The sequence below is a fragment of the Vibrio hyugaensis genome, from assembly GCF_002906655.1.
GTDB lineage: Bacteria > Pseudomonadota > Gammaproteobacteria > Enterobacterales > Vibrionaceae > Vibrio > Vibrio hyugaensis.
On sequence record NZ_CP025794.1, the window covers coordinates 1,712,639 to 1,732,168 of the forward strand.

Annotated in this window: 9 protein-coding genes; 6 read left to right on the top strand and 3 right to left on the bottom strand. The window is 46.8% G+C overall.

From position 1 onward, the window contains the following. From arcB to mnmL, 3 genes are all read right to left on the bottom strand, one after another. Positions 1–2,361 carry an aerobic respiration two-component sensor histidine kinase ArcB gene (gene arcB, locus C1S74_RS08535; protein WP_045400316.1) on the bottom strand — a complete coding sequence of 787 codons (2,361 nt, stop codon included), beginning with the start codon at positions 2,359–2,361 and terminating at the stop codon, positions 1–3. Between the two features lie 220 nt (positions 2,362–2,581). After that, positions 2,582–4,327, bottom strand: coding sequence for a sensor domain-containing diguanylate cyclase (locus tag C1S74_RS08540; protein WP_045400319.1), 1,746 nt, complete (start codon positions 4,325–4,327; stop codon positions 2,582–2,584). Between the two features lie 50 nt (positions 4,328–4,377). Continuing rightward, complete coding sequence (mnmL, locus tag C1S74_RS08545) at positions 4,378–5,322, bottom strand: tRNA modification radical SAM protein MnmL/YtqA (RefSeq protein WP_038878188.1); 945 nt, start codon at positions 5,320–5,322, stop codon at positions 4,378–4,380. 554 nt (positions 5,323–5,876) lie between these two features. On the opposite strand from mnmL, the gene gltB (C1S74_RS08550) reads away from it, so the two are divergent. From gltB (C1S74_RS08550) to mtnN, 6 genes are all read left to right on the top strand, one after another. Beyond that, positions 5,877–10,427: a glutamate synthase large subunit gene (gene gltB, locus C1S74_RS08550; protein WP_045400322.1), complete on the top strand. Its 4,551-nt coding sequence runs from the start codon at positions 5,877–5,879 to the stop codon at positions 10,425–10,427. After that, a complete protein-coding gene (locus C1S74_RS08555; RefSeq protein WP_045400324.1) occupies positions 10,427–11,896 on the top strand; it encodes a glutamate synthase subunit beta in 1,470 nt (489 codons plus the stop codon). The genes gltB (C1S74_RS08550) and C1S74_RS08555 overlap by 1 nt, the downstream gene beginning before the upstream one ends. Before the next feature lie 451 nt (positions 11,897–12,347). Then, positions 12,348–16,811: a glutamate synthase large subunit gene (gene gltB, locus C1S74_RS08560; protein WP_045400327.1), complete on the top strand. Its 4,464-nt coding sequence runs from the start codon at positions 12,348–12,350 to the stop codon at positions 16,809–16,811. A gap of 20 nt (positions 16,812–16,831) precedes the next feature. Further along, on the top strand, positions 16,832–18,244 hold the full coding sequence (locus C1S74_RS08565) for an FAD-dependent oxidoreductase (RefSeq protein WP_045400330.1): 1,413 nt from the start codon (positions 16,832–16,834) through the stop codon (positions 18,242–18,244). 91 nt (positions 18,245–18,335) lie between these two features. Further along, positions 18,336–18,764, top strand: coding sequence for a DUF1499 domain-containing protein (locus C1S74_RS08570; protein ID WP_045400333.1), 429 nt, complete (start codon positions 18,336–18,338; stop codon positions 18,762–18,764). Between the two features lie 65 nt (positions 18,765–18,829). After that, positions 18,830–19,525: a 5'-methylthioadenosine/S-adenosylhomocysteine nucleosidase gene (gene mtnN / locus C1S74_RS08575; protein ID WP_045400336.1), complete on the top strand. Its 696-nt coding sequence runs from the start codon at positions 18,830–18,832 to the stop codon at positions 19,523–19,525. The last annotated feature ends 5 nt before the right edge of the window (positions 19,526–19,530 follow it).

A 19,530-nucleotide genomic window follows, 5' to 3' on the forward strand; every position in this document is an offset into this window, starting at 1 on the left:
TTATTTCCTCTGTTCCAACCAACTTTTTAAGACTTGAATGTCATTTTGATATTCATTCTTTATTTCTTCGACCCAATCCGAGATATTCTCCCACCAAGCGGGCATATCTGGCGACTGCGCTTTCTGCGCAACGCTTTGGATATGTTTAAGACCAATGGAACCTGCTGCTCCTTTGATCTTATGAGCTTCTGAAACGATGCCATCTTGGTCTTTGGCCATCATATTCGAGTCTAGGATTTGCATGTAACCTGGCATCATATCTTCGAACATCTTAATGCTGTCATAGACAGGTTTTACCCCAACAATATCGACATAAGACTCTAGCATATCCAAATCGAGCAAATGGGTTTCAATAACCGGTGATGGCACCAACTCAGCCACTTCAATCACTTCTGGTTCGATATAGATCTGTTGTTCAGTATCAATACGATTAACGAAGAACTTATCAATCACTGACTGCATCGCTTGTACCGCTAGTGGTTTGCTGATCGCATCGTCCATTCCATTGTCTAAGTATTCACGACGGTCTTTCATCACATTCGCCGTTAGTGCTACTAGTGGCGGCAAGTTGTCGTAGTGCTCTCGGTAGTACTTAGCGACATCAAAACCGGTCATGTCTGGCAGTTGGATATCAAGCAACGCTAAGTCATATTCATCTGGTACAAAGTTCACCAGCGCTTCTTCACCCGTCATGGCAACAGTGACGGTATGTCCCAAGCTTTCAAGCAGTGACTTAGCAACGGTAATGTTCAGTTCGATATCTTCTACCATAAAGATATTTAGATGCACTTTATCTCGCTGAGCATCGATAACAGGCTCTTCCAATTCAACAATCGGAACGTGAATCGAAACGGTAAAGGTACTACCGAAGCCCTCTTCACTCGCAACAGTAATGTCGCCATCCATCATGTTGATAAGCTGCTTAGAAACCGCCAAACCAATGCCAGTACCAACCGCATGAAGGTTGTCTTTGCCTGACTTCACTTGGTAGTACATCGCAAAAATCTTATCCAACTCTTCTTCAGGAATGCCAATGCCTGTGTCTTCCACTTCCATGATGATGGTCACGTAGTCGTCTTCGACATCTGCGCTGACTGTCATTACGACGCCACCTTCTTTGGTGAACTTCATTGCGTTGCTAACCAAGTTCCAGATAACCTGACGCAGGCGGGTCGCATCCACTTCAATCGCTTTTGGTAATGCGCTCAAACGTTCAAGGTCGAAACGCAACCCTTTCTGTTCCGCCATCAGTGCAGAGATGCTTTCAATCTCTGCTACAAAATCCTCAAAGTTCAACGGTGCAGGCAGCAGCTCCAATTTACGACGGTCGAATTTATCCATATCGATAATGTCATTGAAGATGTTGCCCAATGTAATGGCACTGACGTTAATGGTTTGCATGTGCTTACGCTGCTCTTGCGTTAACTGACTATCGAGCAACATTCGGCTCAAACCAACGATGCCATTCAATGGCGTGCGCAGTTCATGACTGATGGTGGAGATAAAGGTGGTCTTGTCACGGCTGGCTTTTTCTAGTGATTCTTCATGGCGTTTTCGTTCGGTAATATCTCGTCCAAAACCAACCAGACCAAGGTGACGACCATCTTTACTGTAGAAAGGCACTTTGCGTAATTCGAAGTAGTGCTTGCGACCATCTGGATATTCAAGCCATTGCTCGTAAGTGATGGCCTGATTGTCTGCAAAGACCTTTTGGTCGGTATCTACGATGTGCTCGGCCACTTCTTTGCTGTAAACATCCCATGGGCTTAGGCCCACCAATTGATGCTCTTTCTTACCAGTGAGTTCTTCCATTGCTCGGTTACAACCAGAGAAGACACCATCGGCGTTACGGTAGTAAATCAAGTCTGGAGATGCATCAATGAAAGAGCGTAACAGTGCGGTACGCTCGGCAAGCTCTAACTGAGTGCGTTCACGTTGGAATACTTCGTTCTCCAAATCTTGCATGGCTTCTTCGCGCGCTTCTTCCGCCTTGATGCGCTCTTCAATTTCTTGATTGAGCTTTTCAATGTTCTGCTGCAATTGGAAGTTCAGTTCTTGGTCACGCGAACGCATGTCTTTGAGCTTAGAGACTAGTTTGGTCAATCGTTGACGAGATTCTTCTAGCTGATCAACGACAACGGAAAGAAAGTACACCGCCCAAGGGGTAATAAGCAGACCAAAGAAAACAGAACGAACAATATCAATATCGTCGACGTTCCCTTTCAAGGCGAGCGTAATACCAACTTGCACCACAACAGCCAGTGCCACCAGCGCTAAGGCCAGCAATATAGAGAAACGGACAATCCCCAGCTTAACCAATAGGTCAACATAGTACTGGGCGAGGTTTTTCATGGGCTTCATTCACTACTCCATGGAACAAGCTAGATATCGAACCCTGACAGTTAGAGAAGTTAAAACAGTGAAGATATTTTGAGCTGTTTTAAGTTTGGCAATACACATTGGCGAACCAGCGAAGCTTCAGGGCTAGCAGACACCTCACACCATGTATGGGCAGTTTAACGTGTTTAATACGGTGATTAAAACCGCCTACTCTCAACTTAGAGCAAGCGGTCACAAAGCGTTAGCAAGAACTTGGATGAACACTAGTTCGATCACGACCATCAGCCTTCGCTTGGTAGAGTGCACTGTCTGCCATCGCGACCCCCATTTCAGGTTCATCGCCGTGCTGAGGAATGTAAGAGACAAAGCCGATACTGACCGTCAATTGAGCAAAAGCTTCTGAACAGCAATGTTCGATGCCGAGGTCGTGAATGCGTTCATGTATCCGCAGGGCAACTTTTTGAGCCCCTTCCGTCGTGGTATTTGGCAAGATGAAAGCGAACTCCTCACCACCATAACGAGCGACACAATCGGAAGAACGACTGACCACCTGCTGGAACGCCGATGCCACTTTTATCAACGCTTCATCACCTTGCTGATGACCGTAACAATCGTTAAAGAGCTTAAAGAAGTCGATATCACACAACATAATACACAGAGGTAACTTCTCTCGAACATGATGGTACCAAAGCGTATCGAGTTGCTCGTCAAATCGGCGTCGGTTTGCGACTTGAGTTAGGCTGTCTAAGAAACTGAGTTTCTCCAACTCCAAGTTGGCTTCTTCAAGTTTCTGCTCCGCAAGATAACGCTCAGAAATATCGCGAGCCATGATCAGCACACCATTGGTACCAGAAGCTTTATCTTTAAAGGGTGACTTCACCACATCAAACCACGTGTAATAACCGTCGGTACTGGTCACTTTGTCGATATAACGCACGGGGTGAGTTTGCTGTAAAGCTTGAAGATCACTGGCTTCTAGGCGGATGTAAATATCTTCAGGGATCACATCTTGTAGACGCTTTCCAATTAGGTCCGAAACATCTGGAATCCCCAAAGCATTCACAAACGGCTTATTACACGCTTGATACACCATGTTTTCATTGAAGATACCAATCGAATCTGGACTGGCGTCCAAAATGGTCTGAAGAATGGTGTCACGCTGAGCCAGAGCCACTTCCGTATCTTTACGACGATCCATTTCATCACGTAAGTTTTGCTGCATCTTATGCCATTCAGTTACATCATGGCTAATTGAAAGCGTCCCTATCATTTCCCCAGTTTGAGACACTAGTGAATTCTGATTCACTTCTAGCAAACAACTGCGTCCTTGAGGATCCGTTGTCCAACGACGGTCACTTTTTCTAGCAGCCATCGAACTGGATTTTGAAGTGCATGCTTCGTTTTCTCGACCTTGCCAAAATTGATCAAACGCGCGGTTAGTGGTCAGTACTTTGCCTTGTTGATCTTGCAAACAAATCAATTCAGACAACGAGTCCAAGGCAGAACGAGCAATGTTTAGTTGGGCCAGTTCTTGTTGCTGATCTTTCAGGGTCATTTGATGACTTTGAGCATACAGAATCCATACTCTTTGCCTACGCAGTAAGCTCTTTCGACCAGATAACTCAACTTTGATGCTTTCACCATCGGATAAACGCCAGTCAAAAATTTGCTGGCGAAATTGTCGGCTTGAAAAGCTATCAAGCAATACGACAAATTCATCTAAATTAAATGAAGCCGGATAAAGGAAACCAGAACCTAAAGGACGAATACCCAATAGTTGCATCGCGGGATGGTTGGATAACAGAAGCTGCCCATGGTTAGCATCAACCACAAGCACAGGATAAGGGGAATCAGTAACAACGTACTTTAAAGCGGTTTGAAAACGTAAATAAATTAATGTAACGGCAACGGCAAACACGAAAAAGAGCAGGACTACAAATTCGTAGTTGCCCCACCCATCCCATAACCAATCGAGTAACTGATCCATTTTTCCGACCTTTAATGCAAATCGGGAAAAATATACCAGTTATTAATCGATCAATCTGCCTTTAATTCTGGCTTACTATAGATGAAAGGGTCACCATTCAAACTGCCCTGAGCCCCCTCGCGATCCAAAGCTCTTCCTATCTCTGTCATTGCTAGCCAACGGTTCTCACACCACAACGGGGAGAGCAATGTTGGGCGACGTGCAGCCGAAGAGACACGATGATAGATCACCTCTTTAGGGGTCATACGGATCATTTCACTGGCAATCGCTACATACTCTTCCAATTCTGGAGCTTCTAGTTTTCCAGCACGCCATGCCTTTGCCATCGTGCTGCCATCAACAATATGCAAGCCATGCAACTTGATGCCATCAGTGCCTACTTCAAGGACTTTACGCAGTGTTTCAATGTTATCGCTGCGTGTTTCTTTTGGTAAACCAACAATAAGATGAGTACATACTTTGATGCCTAGCGCACGAGCGCGCTTGGTGATATCGGCATAGCATTCAAAATCGTGACCTCGGTTGATTCGCTTAAGTGTGTCGTTTTTGGCAGTTTGAAGGCCCAATTCCAACCAGATCTCATAACCTTGATTGACATAATCCGACAACAGATCCAATACGGCATCAGGAACACAATCTGGACGAGTGCCTACACACAACCCCACGATGTCAGCGGCCTTGAGAGCTTCTTCATACATATTTTTCAGTACCTGAACTTCCGCGTATGTGCTGGTATAGGCTTGGAAGTAAGCAAGGTACTTTTTCGCACGATGGATCTCTCCCGCACGATCTTTCAATTGATCATGAATGCTTTTGATCTGGACTTCTTCATCCGCAAAGGACGCGACATTACAAAACGTGCAACCACCTCGACCAATGGTGCCGTCGCGGTTTGGGCAGCTAAAGCCACCATGTAAAGTCAGCTTATGGACTTTTTCGCCGTAACGACGCTGAAGGTCTTGACCTAGTGTGTTGACCAACTCATGTAATTGCATAGATTCTCACCAATCGTAAACCGTAATAAATCTCACTACGATCTATGTAAATAAATTACATCCCTGCAAGAAAAAACAAATAATTCTAGTCAATTCAAACAAGACCATAATGGTTTGAAATCAATAAAACTGCATAAAACCAACTTAAAAGCAGCCATGTTGCGCAATTGTTAAACAAAAAGTGCATATTTAAACGAAAAAATTGGGTCACAAAAGCGACTTTTCATTGCATTACGAAGTCACAAAATTGTAGGATACTTACACAACCCCGCTGTTTTTGTGACTTTTATTACAATGACAACTGCGGGAATTGTCGGCGATACCCCGCTCCCACCGATATAAAGCACTAGATAGTGATAATAAATAAAGGGATATCACCAAGGATTGTTTTTCTCGCAAAATTTTTCCTGCGAGATACGGAAAGGAATCAAAACTGACCAACCTAGGTCGGTTTCGAATCATAAATATAAAGGACAAGACGCACAGAGCGTACCTAAGACAGCCAAGATCTGTCTGGGATTCTTGCGTCGACATTGAACTGGAAGGATGTATCTATGGTAGATAGAGAGCAAAATTCACAGGGTCTGTACACTCCGGAGCTGGAGCATGACGCTTGTGGTATCGGTTTTGTTGCTCACCTTAAAAACCGTAAATCTCATGAAGTAGTGACTCAAGCACTAGATATGCTGGCTCGCATGGAACACCGTGGTGGTCAAGGCTGTGACCCATGTAGCGGTGATGGCGCAGGTATCTTGCTACAAAAACCTCATGAATTCCTATTAGAAGAAGCCGTTAAGCTAGGCATTAAACTGCCTTCGTTTGAAAAGTATGGTGTTGGTGTCGTTCTTTTCCCGAAAGACGAATACAAACGCGAACAATGCCGTGACATTCTAGAACGTAACGCACAGCGTCTAGATCTTGAAGTTATCGGCTACCGAGTACTACCAACCGACAACTCAATGATCGGTGCAGACCCTCTAAGCACAGAGCCTCAGTTTGAGCATGTGTTTATCTCTGGCGGTCCTGGCATCACACCTGAAGAGCTAGAACGCAAACTGTACGTACTTCGTAACTACACTGTGCGTGTTAGCCTAGAAAGCGTTTCGAACATTGGTGACGACTTCTACATTAACTCCATGTCTTACAAGACATTGGTGTACAAAGGTCAGTTAACGACAGAGCAAGTACCTCAGTACTTCCTTGATCTGCAGAACCCGACCATGGTGACCGCACTGGCACTGGTACACTCTCGTTTCTCTACCAATACCTTCCCGAAATGGCGTCTTGCACAGCCTTTCCGTTACATTGCACACAACGGTGAAATCAATACAGTTCGCGGTAACTTGAACTGGATGAAAGCCCGTGAAGCAATCCTAGAATCAGATCTGTTTACTCAGGCTGAAATCGACATGCTCCTTCCTATTTGTCAGGAAGGCAGTTCAGATTCATCTAACTTTGACATGGCACTTGAGCTCCTAGTTCTTTCTGGTCGTAGCCTGCCACATGCATTGATGATGATGATTCCTGAAGCATGGCAAGAAAACAAGAACATGGATCCTAAGCGTCGCGCGTTCTATCAGTACCACGCGAACATTATGGAACCATGGGATGGTCCTGCTTCAGTATGTTTTACTGATGGTGTTCAGGTAGGAGCAACACTCGACCGTAACGGTCTGCGCCCTTCTCGCTACACAGTGACCAAAGACAACTTCCTTGTAATGGCATCAGAATCTGGTGTTGTGGATATTGAGCCAGAGAACGTTGAGTTCCGCGGTCGTCTGCAACCAGGCCGTATCTTCGTTGCAGACCTAGAGCAAGGTCGCATCATCTCTGATGAAGAAGTGAAAGACACCATCGCAACAGCACAACCTTACGAGAAGTGGGTAGAAGAAAACCTACTGAGCTTGAAGAAGCTACCAGATGCGAGTAACCAGTTCAGTCAACCTTCTCCAGAGCGTTTGCTGCACCGTCAACAAGCTTTCGGTGTGAGCACTGAAGAAGTGAACGAAATCATCGTTCCAATGGCGAATGATGGCAAAGAACCACTATCTGCTATGGGTGCCGACTGGCCTCTTGCGGTTCTATCTCATCAGTCTCAGCACCTTTCAAACTACTTCAAACAGCTGTTTGCACAGGTAACTAACCCACCGATCGACCCGATCCGTGAGCGTATGGTTATGTCGCTGAACACTTACTTGGGTAAAGACCAAAACCTTCTGACTGAAACACCACTTCACTGTCAGAAAGTAGAACTAGAGTCACCTGTTCTGGCCAACTCTGAGCTTGAAAAACTGCGCGCGATCGATAACGAGCACCTACAAGCGAAGACGTTGGATATCGTATTCCAAGCGAATGAAGATCAAGGCAAACTTGAGCGTGCACTAAAACGTATCTGTCAATACGCAGAAGACGCGGTTATCGATGGTTACTCAATCATCCTTCTAACTGACCGTGCAGTGAACTCAAACCACGCGGCGATCCCAGCAATGCTGGCAGTTGGCGCAGTACACCACCACTTGATCCGTAAAGGTCTACGTGCGAAGTGTGACATCGTGGTTGAAACTGGTGACGCACGTGAAACGCACCACTTTGCAACACTATTTGGTTACGGTGCAAATGCGGTGAACCCATATTTGGTTATCGAAACCATTATCGAACTGCAACGCACTAAGAAGCTGGATCCAGAAGCGAACCCTCGCGACTTGTTCAACAACTACCGCAATGCCATCAATGGCGGTCTGCTGAAGATCTTCTCGAAGATGGGTATTTCAACGCTTCAGTCGTACCATGGTGCACAAATTTTCGAAGCTTTGGGTATCCACAAATCAGTGGTCGATAAGTACTTCACAGGTACGGTTTCTCGTATCCAAGGTCTTACCCTTGATGATATCGCCAAAGAAGTGCTGATCCGTCATCGCATCGGTTACCCGCAACGCGAAATCCCAATTCAAATGCTGGATGTTGGTGGTGTTTACCAATGGAAACAACGCGGTGAGAAGCACCTATTCAACCCAGAAACTATTTCTCTTCTGCAAGAGTCTACGCGTAACAAGAACTACGAACAGTTCAAGCAATACGCGACAGCAGTTGATAAGCAAGGTGACAACGCGGTAACACTGCGTAGCCAACTTGAGTTTATTAAGAACCCTGCTGGCTCGATTTCAATTGATGAAGTAGAACCATTAGAAAGTATCGTGAAACGCTTTGCGACAGGTGCAATGTCATTCGGTTCTATTTCTTACGAAGCACACTCCACACTGGCTGTTGCGATGAACCGTCTTGGCGCGAAATCGAACTCTGGTGAAGGTGGTGAAGACCCAATGCGTTTCGAGCGCAAAGAGAACGGCGATTGGGAACGCTCTGCAATCAAGCAGGTAGCTTCGGGTCGTTTCGGCGTAACCTCATACTACCTAACTAACGCTGAAGAGCTGCAAATCAAAATGGCTCAAGGTGCGAAGCCAGGTGAAGGTGGTCAGCTACCAGGCGATAAAGTAGATGACTGGATCGGTGCAACACGTCACTCTACTCCAGGCGTTGGCCTTATCTCGCCACCGCCACACCACGATATCTACTCAATCGAAGATTTGGCTCAGCTTATCTACGACTTGAAGAACGCGAACCGCGCGGGCCGTGTAAACGTGAAGCTGGTATCAGAAGCAGGTGTAGGTACGATCGCTTCTGGTGTTGCTAAAGCGAAAGCGGACGTTGTACTTATCGCAGGTTTCGACGGCGGTACGGGTGCATCCCCAATGTCTTCAATCCGTCATACTGGTCTTCCTTGGGAACTTGGTTTGGCAGAAACGCACCAAACGCTACTGAAGAACGGTCTGCGTAACCGTATCGTGGTTCAAGCGGACGGTCAGATGAAGACACCTCGCGACCTTGCAGTGGCAACACTACTTGGTGCAGAAGAATGGGGCGTAGCAACCGCAGCATTGGTGGTTGAAGGTTGTATCATGATGCGTAAGTGTCATAAGAACACCTGTCCTGTTGGTATCGCAACTCAGAACAAGACACTTCGCGAACGCTTTGATGGTCGCGTAGAGGACGTCGTAACCTTCTTCCAGTACATGGCACAAGGTCTGCGTGAAATCATGGCTGAACTTGGCTTCCGCACCATCGATGAGATGGTCGGTCAAGGTCAGAAACTTAAGATTCGCCAAGACGTTTCTCATTGGAAATACAAGAACCTCGACTTGTCTCCTGTTCTCCACGTTGAGCAAGCTCGTGAAGCAGATGGTGTATTTAACCAAGCAAAACAGAACCACAACTTAGAAGCGGTTCTGGACCGTAAACTGATTCAAGCCGCAATTCCTGCACTTGAGAAAGGCGAAGCGGTGACAGCCGAATTCCTTATCGTTAACACGGACCGTTCTGCAGGTACCATGCTGTCGAACGAAATCTCGAAAGTGTACAAAGACGCCGGTCTGCCACAACCAATGAACGTTAAGTTCAACGGCTCTGCAGGTCAGTCATTCGGTGCGTTCCTAGCTAAGGGCGTGAAGTTCGAAGTTGAAGGTGATGCCAACGACTACTGGGGTAAAGGCTTATCTGGCGGTACGTTAGTACTTTACCCAGACGCGAAATCAAGCATTGTCGCAGAAGACAACATCGTGGTTGGTAACGTGTGTTTCTACGGTGCAACTTCGGGTGAGTCTTTCATCCGCGGTATGGCTGGTGAACGTTTCTGTGTTCGTAACTCAGGCGCCAAAGTAGTAGTAGAAGGCGTCGGTGACCACGGTTGTGAATACATGACGGGCGGTGCAGCAATTATCCTTGGTTCAACAGGTCGTAACTTTGCCGCAGGTATGAGTGGCGGCGTGGCTTACGTATGGGATAAATCAGGTGACTTTGAGTCGAAACTGAACCCAGAGCTAGTAGACCTAGATCCAATCGAGCAAGAAGACAGAGATCTATTACTCGACATGCTAACTAAGCATGTTCAATTCACAGGAAGTGAAGTCGCTCAGTCTTTCCTAGACAACTTTGAAGCAAGCCTAGCCTCTATGGTTAAGGTAATGCCGCGTGACTACAAAGCGGTTCTTCAAAAGCGTAAAGCTGAAGCACAGTCTCAAGGAAACGAAACTCAAGCGGAGGCCGTATAATGGGTAAGCCTACTGGATTTTTAGAGCATGGTCGTGAACTACCACAGAAGATCGACCCAGCAGAACGCATCAAGAACAACAAAGAGTTCGTTCTGAACGAGGAGTTTGGTGACAAGATCAATACTCAAGCTTCTCGTTGTATGGATTGTGGTGTGCCGTTTTGTCATAACGGCTGCCCTATCGGTAACATCATTCCAGAGTTTAACGATGCGGTTTATCGTGATAGCTGGGAAGAAGCTTGGAACATTCTGAGCTCAACCAATAACTTCCCAGAGTTCACTGGTCGTGTTTGCCCTGCTCCATGTGAAAGTGCTTGTGTACTTGGTATCAACCAAGATCCAATCACTATCTGTAATATCGAGAAAACCATCGTAGAAACGGCGTATCGTGAAGGGTACGCCAAACCAAAAACACCACGTTCTCGCACTGGCAAAACCGTTGCGATCATCGGTTCAGGTCCTGCTGGCCTTGCGGCTGCTGAGCAACTAAACAGCGCTGGTCATACTGTGACGGTATTCGAACGAGACGAGAAAGTAGGCGGTCTGCTACGTTTTGGTATCCCAGATTTCAAACTGGGTATGGATGTGATTGATCGTAAGATCAACTTGATGGCAGAAGCAGGTATTGAATTCAAAGTTAACCAACACGTTGGTGTTGATGTGAATGCCCAGCAACTTCGTCAAGAATTCGATGTGGTTCTACTAACGGGTGGTTCAACCGTTCCTCGTGATTTGCCCGTTCCGGGTCGTGAACTAAAAGGCGTCCATTTTGCAATGGAGTTCCTAGGTCAAAACAACCGTCGTGCCAATGATATGGATCTTAAGGGTGAAGAACTTCACGCTGCGGGTAAGCATGTTGTGGTGATCGGTGGTGGTGATACCGGCTCTGACTGTGTAGGTACATCAAACCGTCACGGTGCAGCAAGCATTACTCAGGTTGAGATCATGCCGATTCCGCCAGAAAAACGCCCAGCAAACATGCCGTGGCCACAGTATCCAATGATCATGCGCACATCGACTTCCCATGAAGAAGGCGTTGATCGTCACTGGAATATCCTAACCAAAGAGTTCATCGGCAATGAGCAAGGTGAAGTGACTGGTCTGCGTATTGCCGATATTGTTTGGGAAGAAGCGAAGCCAGGCGAGCGTCCAAACTTTAAAGAGGCCGAAGGCAGTGAGCGTGTGATCCCATGTGATATGGCATTTCTTGCTATGGGCTTCCTGCATCCGGAACCAACTGGTGTTCTTGCTCAACTGGACATCGCACTAGATGATCGCGGTAACGTAGCAACCCAAGGTTTTGCTACTAACCAAGAAGGCGTATTTGCTGCTGGTGATATGCGTACAGGCCAATCTCTGGTTGTTCGTTGTATCAATGAAGGCCGTGAATCAGCTCGTGCCATCGATGATTATTTGATGGGTGGCACAAACCTAGAAGCGAAAGCAGATTCATTAATGCTTTCAGCTTAAAGGGAGTGCTCTCGCTTCCTCTTTTTAAGTCATAAATCCAGCCATCAGTAGTATCGATGGCTGGTGATAAGAAAAGAAAACAGTTCCTTCCAATCTTTTTATTTTGACCAGCATTTTGTGCTGGTCTTTTTTATGCCTCACAGAATCAAATGTTACTTTTTTGTAACAATCAAATTCCTATCTAGCTGAATTTATTGAAATATTTTAGCCAATTAAATGGTAAATCGCATATTCACGTGATGATTCACTAATAACTTGACCTTTTTTACAATAAGCTATAGGTTGTGAAGTCGATGAAAATAAAACAACCATTTTTTGTTAAGATAATTGACGATTTTTATTGAATAAATATACGTAAAACCATAAAAGTGACGCATAGTTAGTCATCATTATCAACTTGAGCAGTGTTGATATATCTGTCGGACGACAGATAAGCAAAGGGAGAATTGCAATGGCTCTTTATGATCCAAGTCTTGAGAAAGACAACTGTGGATTTGGCTTAATCGCTCACATGGAAGGGGAGCAAAGTCACAAGCTGGTTCGAACAGCAATTTCTGCACTTGACCGCATGACCCACCGTGGTGGTATCGCCGCTGACGGCAAAACTGGTGATGGTTGTGGTCTTCTACTACAAAAACCCGATTCCTACTTACGCCTGATCGCTGAAGAAAACGGCTTTAATCTAGGCAAACAATATGCCGTGGGCATGATTTTTTTCAATCAAGACCCGGTTAAAGCTCAACACGCAAAAGACATCGTAAACAAAGAACTCGCCCAAGAAACTTTAACGATTGCAGGTTGGCGCGACGTCCCAACCAATTCAGAGGTTCTCGGCCCAATTGCTGCCGACTCACTTCCGAATATTCAGCAAGTCTTTATTTCTGCACCGGCAGGCTGGCGCGAGCGTGATATTGAACGCCGCCTTTACATTGCACGCCGTCGTATCGAGAAACAAATCACTGAAGATCCAGATTTCTACATCTGTAGCTTGTCGACACAAGTTCTGGTGTACAAAGGCTTGTGCATGCCTGCGGACTTACCGCGCTTCTATCTTGATCTTGCTGATCTACGCATGGAATCCGCTATCTGTCTGTTCCACCAGCGTTTTTCTACCAACACTCAACCGCGTTGGCCACTGGCTCAGCCATTCCGCTATCTAGCACATAACGGTGAGATCAACACCATCGAAGGGAATCGCCAATGGGCTAGAGCACGAGCTTATAAGTTCTCTTCCCCACTGCTGCCCGATTTACAAACGGCCGCACCTTTTGTCAACGAGACAGGCTCAGACTCTTCCAGCCTAGATAATATGTTGGATCTGTTCCTTTCTGGCGGGATGGATATCTTCCGTGCAATGCGCATGCTTGTGCCACCAGCATGGCAAAACCACCCAGACATGGACCCAGACCTGCGTGCTTTTTATGATTTCAACTCAAAGCATATGGAGCCATGGGATGGCCCAGCAGGGGTAGTACTATCAGATGGTCGTTACGCAGCATGTAACCTAGACCGCAACGGTCTACGTCCTGCGCGCTACGTGATTACTAAAGACAAATTCATTACCTTGGCTTCTGAAGTGGGGATTTGGAATTACGCACCAGATGAAGTCGCCGAAAAAGGCCGAGTTGGTCCGGGTGAGCTATTAGTTGTCGACACACGCAAAGGCAAGTTGTGGCAATCAAGTGAAATCGATAATGACCTGAAATCTCGCCATCCTTATCGTGAATGGATGGAAAATAACGTTCGCAAACTGACGCCATTTTCTCAGCTACCTGAAGATCAAGTCGGTGAACGCAGCTTTGATGAAGACGTACTTAGGACCTATCAAAAGCAATTCGCCATGAGCAATGAAGAAGTCGATCAAGTACTTCGAGTGCTCGGCGATATGGGCCAAGAAGCTGTTGGCTCTATGGGTGATGACACCCCGATGGCCGTCCTTTCTTCCAAAGAGCGTTTGGTAACGGATTATTTCCGTCAGAAGTTTGCTCAGGTAACTAACCCGCCAATCGATCCACTGCGTGAAAAGCACGTGATGTCACTGGCAACCAGTATTGGTCAGGAAATGAACGTCTTCTGTGAAACCGATGGCCACGCGTACCGAGTCACCTTCGATTCGCCAGTATTACTTTACTCAGACATGCAACAATTACTCGAGCTTGGTGACGATCATTACCGTAATACCATTCTCGATATCAACTACGATCCACAGCAGAAAGATCTAAAACAAGCCATCAATGAATTGTGTGATCAAGCCGAACACGTTGTCCGTGAAGGCACCGTTTTGGTTGTGCTTTCCGATCGAGCTTTAGTCAAAGGCAAACTGCCTATCCCTGCGGCTATGGCCGTCGGTGCGATACAAACTCGCTTGATTGATGCAAATCTGCGTTGTGACGCCAATATTGTGGTTGAAACTGCCACAGCGCGCGACCCGCATCAATTTGCTGTCTTGCTTGGCTTTGGTGCAACGGCCGTTTATCCATATCTAGCCTATGAGGCGTTGGGTAAACTGATTGACGATGGTGCGCTTGATAAAGACTATCGCGATGTGATGCAAAACTACCAATACGGCATCAATAAAGGTCTGTACAAGATCATGTCGAAGATGGGGATTTCCACCATTGCTTCGTACCGTTGTTCACAACTGTTTGAAGCGGTTGGTTTAAGCCAAGAATTAGTCGATTTGTGCTTTAAAGGCGTGACGACTCGTATTGAAGGGGCAAGCTTCGAAGACTTCCAACAAGACCTGTATAACCTGTCTCGCAAAGCATGGGCGAAGCGCAAAGCCATCGACCATGGTGGACTATTAAAATATGTCCATGATGGTGAATATCACGCCTACAACCCTGACGTAGTAAGCACACTGCAAACCGCTGTGAAATCGGGAGAAAGTAACGATTACCAGAGCTTTGCTAAGCAGGTGAACCAACGCCCTGTTGCTATGCTTCGTGACCTTATGTCACTGAAGAAATCAGATTCACCGCTACCTTTAGAGCAAATTGAGCCTAATACAGAACTCTTCAAACGCTTTGATTCTGCAGCGATGTCCATTGGCGCACTCAGCCCCGAAGCACACGAAGCACTAGCGATGGCGATGAACCGTCTCGGCGGCCACTCAAACTCGGGTGAAGGTGGTGAAGATCCACGCCGCTTCGGCACAGAGCGTAACTCACGCATCAAGCAAATCGCATCGGGACGATTTGGTGTCACGCCTCACTACCTCACCAATGCAGACGTACTGCAGATCAAGGTAGCACAGGGTGCGAAACCGGGTGAAGGTGGCCAGTTACCGGGACACAAAGTCACTGCAGAAATCGCAAAACTGCGTTATTCGGTACAAGGGGTGACTCTGATCTCCCCTCCTCCGCACCACGATATTTATTCGATTGAAGATTTAGCACAGCTGATCTTCGACCTAAAGCAGGTCAATCCAAATGCGCTGGTTTCGGTGAAATTAGTATCTGAACCAGGCGTCGGCACCATCGCAACAGGTGTCGCGAAGGCCTACGCTGATCTTATTACCATCTCGGGTTACGACGGTGGTACCGCAGCAAGCCCATTAACTTCAGTGAAATACGCTGGTAGCCCTTGGGAGTTGGGATTGGCAGAGACACAACAAGCACTGGTTGCCAATGGTCTACGTCATAAGATTCGTCTACAGGTAGATGGTGGTCTAAAAACTGGTCTAGACGTGGTGAAAGCGGCAATTCTCGGTGCAGAAAGCTTCGGTTTTGGTACTGCGCCAATGGTGGCAATGGGTTGTAAGTTCCTACGTATTTGTCACCTCAACAACTGTGCAACTGGTGTTGCAACTCAAGACGAGACACTACGTAAAGAGTACTTCAAAGGTCTACCGGAAATGGTGATGAATTACTTCATCGGTCTGGCGGACGAAGTACGCGGATTACTTGCTGAACTTGGTGTTGAAAAACTGACTGACTTGATTGGTCGTACCGATTTATTGGAAACCGTTGAAGGTCTGACAGCAAAACAAACCAAGCTGGATTTGTCGAATATCCTTGAGGCACCAGTCTCTCCAGAAGGACACCCTCTTTACTGGACACAGCCAAATACACCATTTGATAAAGCAGAGCTAAACAACAAGATCATTGAAGACGCGCTACAAGCGGTTGAAAAACGTCAATCTGCTAGCTTCTTCTACAACGTGATCAACACCGACCGTTCTGTGGGCGCACGCCTATCAGGTGAAATCGCTCAGCGTTACGGCAACCAAGGCATGGCGGCGACGCCAATCAAACTGCACTTGGATGGCACCGCTGGTCAGTCATTTGGCGTTTGGAACGCGGGTGGCGTAGAGCTTTATCTCACTGGTGATGCAAACGACTACGTAGGTAAAGGCATGGCTGGCGGTAAGGTGGTTATCAAACCTCACCTTGGCACTGCATTTAAGTGTAATGAAGCGACCATCATTGGTAACACCTGTTTGTACGGCGCGACCGGCGGTAAGTTGTTTGCCGCAGGCAAAGCCGGTGAGCGTTTCGGCGTACGTAACTCAGGTACGATTGCTGTCATTGAAGGCGCTGGCGATAACGCTTGTGAGTACATGACCGGCGGTATTGTTGCCATTCTTGGCGCGACAGGCGTGAACTTTGGCGCAGGCATGACTGGCGGTTTTGCTTACGTATTGGATGAGAACCAAGACTTCCAAGGTCGCGTGAACAACGAGTCTGTTGAAGCGATTTCTCTGTCGGATCTCTACATCCACCAAGAGCACTTGCGTGGTCTGATTGCTGAACATCTTGAAGAAACCGGCTCTAGCCACGCAGAAGATATCTTGGCGAACTTTGATGAATGGATTCCGAAGTTCTACTTGGTGAAACCACAAGCGGCAGACTTACGCACGCTACTTGGTCACCAGAGTCGCAGTGCCGCAGAACTGCGCGTTCAAGCCCAGTAATCATGGAGGATGTTTGAATCATGAGTCAGAACGTTTATCAATTTATCGATGTTCAACGCGTAGATCCTGCGAAGAAGCCTATCAAAGTTCGTAAGATCGAGTTCGTTGAAATCTATGAACCATTTACCAAACAACAAGCGACTGCGCAGGCGGATCGCTGCTTGGATTGTGGTAACCCATATTGTGAGTGGAAGTGCCCAGTCCACAACTACATCCCACAATGGCTAAAGCTTGCCAATGAAGGTCGGATCCTCGAAGCCGTTGAATTGTCACACCAAACCAACAGCTTGCCTGAAGTTTGTGGTCGAGTGTGTCCGCAAGATCGTCTGTGTGAGGGCTCTTGTACTCTCAATGAGGACTTTGGCGCTGTCACCATAGGTAACGTTGAAAAATACATTACCGACAAAGCCTTTGAAATGGGCTGGAAGCCTGACATGTCCAAGGTGGAATGGACCGATAAAAAGGTTGCCATCATTGGAGCAGGTCCAGCAGGCTTGGCAGCTGCCGATATCCTAGTGCGCAATGGCGTGAAACCTGTCGTATTTGACCGATATCCTGAAATTGGAGGCCTGCTGACCTTCGGTATCCCTTCATTTAAGCTTGAAAAAGGCGTGATGGAAAATCGTCGTCGCGTCTTCACCGAGATGGGTGTTGAGTTCCGCATGAATGTCGAAGTAGGTAAAGATGTGCAAATGCAAGAGCTACTTGATGAGTACGATGCCGTCTTTTTGGGTGTTGGTACTTACAAGTACATGCGTGCGGGACTAGAAAATGAAAGTGCGCCGGGCGTTTACGATGCTCTGCCATTCTTGATTTCAAATACGTACAAGGTCATGGGCTTGGAGCACGACAAACCTTTTATCGACATGGCAAAACAACGCGTAGTGGTACTCGGTGGTGGTGATACCGCAATGGACTGTGTTCGTACCTCTATCCGCCAAGGTGCGTCAAACGTTGTATGTGCTTACCGTCGTGATGAAGCCAATATGCCAGGCTCTCGCCGCGAGGTGAAAAACGCCAAGGAAGAAGGTGTGAAGTTTATGTTCAACCTTCAGCCTTTAGGAATTGAAGTCGATGCGTCAGGCAAAGTCTCGGGGGTCAAAGTGGTGAAAACCGCACTTGGCGAACCTGATGAGGCGGGTCGCCGCCGTCCAGAGCCCGTCGAAGGCAGCGAGCACGTTCTACCAGCAGACGTCGTGATCATGGCGTTTGGTTTCCAACCACACAAAATGGATTGGTTAGCACCGTTTGATGTCGACTTGGATCAATGGGGCCGTATCAAGGCTCCAGCGAAACAAGATTTCCAGTTCCAGACCAGCAACGAAAAGATCTTCGCTGGTGGTGATGCGGTACGAGGCTCAGATCTTGTAGTAACTGCCATTGATGAAGGACGAAAAGCGGCAGAAGGCATTCTCGATTACCTCGAAGTCTAATCACAGCTAACATCACAAAAAGGATCCTATTATTGGATCCTTTTTCTTTTGTATCCATATAATTAGAAGCAAAAGTATAAGAGTAAATACAATGAAAAAAGCCGCTCTCCTTTCAATCACTTTGCTCAGTTTAACCGCTTGTAGCCAAGGAGTCACAACCATGACGGATCGCTCTCAATCACCTTGTGGTGACAAACCAAACTGCGTTTCCACCCAAGACACGCGTGAAGAATACAACCTAACGCCATTCACCCTTACCGAATCTGCGGACATCGATGCTATTGAGCAAGTTGCGCTTGAACTGCCGGGCGCAAAAACAGCAGTCAAAGAGGGCAATTACTTGCGCATCGAGTGCACGTCTAAAATCATGCGTTTTGTTGATGACCTAGAACTAAAAATTGAAGATGAACAGCTCATCGTCCGTTCTGAATCCCGTGTTGGTTATTCTGACTTTGGTGTTAACCGCAAACGAGCAAATCAATTACGTTCATTGTTAGCGAATGCTGAGTTAATCAAATAACGACCATATGTGGTTGCAGAGTGGTATACTCCCGCCAACTTAAATTTTTATCGAAAGAGAGTGTTATGAAAGTCGGTATCATCGGTGCGATGGAGCAAGAAGTCGCCATCCTAAAAGAAGCCATTACAAACTGCCAAACTGTAAACAAAGCAGGTTGTACGTTTTTCTCTGGTCAAATTAACGATGTAGATGTCGTTCTGCTTCAATCAGGCATCGGTAAAGTTGCAGCAGCAGTCGGCACAACCATTCTCCTAGATGAATATCAACCTGATGTTGTCATCAACACAGGCTCTGCTGGCGGTTTTGACTCAAGTCTAAACCTAGGTGACGTCGTTATCTCAACGGAAGTTCGTCATCACGATGCAGATGTTACTGCATTTGGTTACGAAATGGGTCAAATGGCAGGTCAACCAGCCGCATTCAAAGCGGATGAGAAGCTAATGGACCTTGCTGAAAAAGCACTGGCTCAAATGGAAAACACCCACGCGGTTCGTGGCCTGATCTGTACTGGTGACGCGTTCGTTTGCACAGCAGAACGCCAAGAGTTTATCCGCAAACACTTCCCATCAGTTATCGCTGTAGAAATGGAAGCATCCGCTATCGCTCAAACTTGCCACCAGTTCAACACACCGTTTGTAGTTGTGCGTGCAATCTCTGACGTAGCAGATAAAGAATCGCCAATGAGTTTTGATGAGTTCCTGCCACTAGCGGCAAAAAGCTCTTCAGAAATGGTATGCAAAATGTTGGAACTGACTAAATAAGTCTC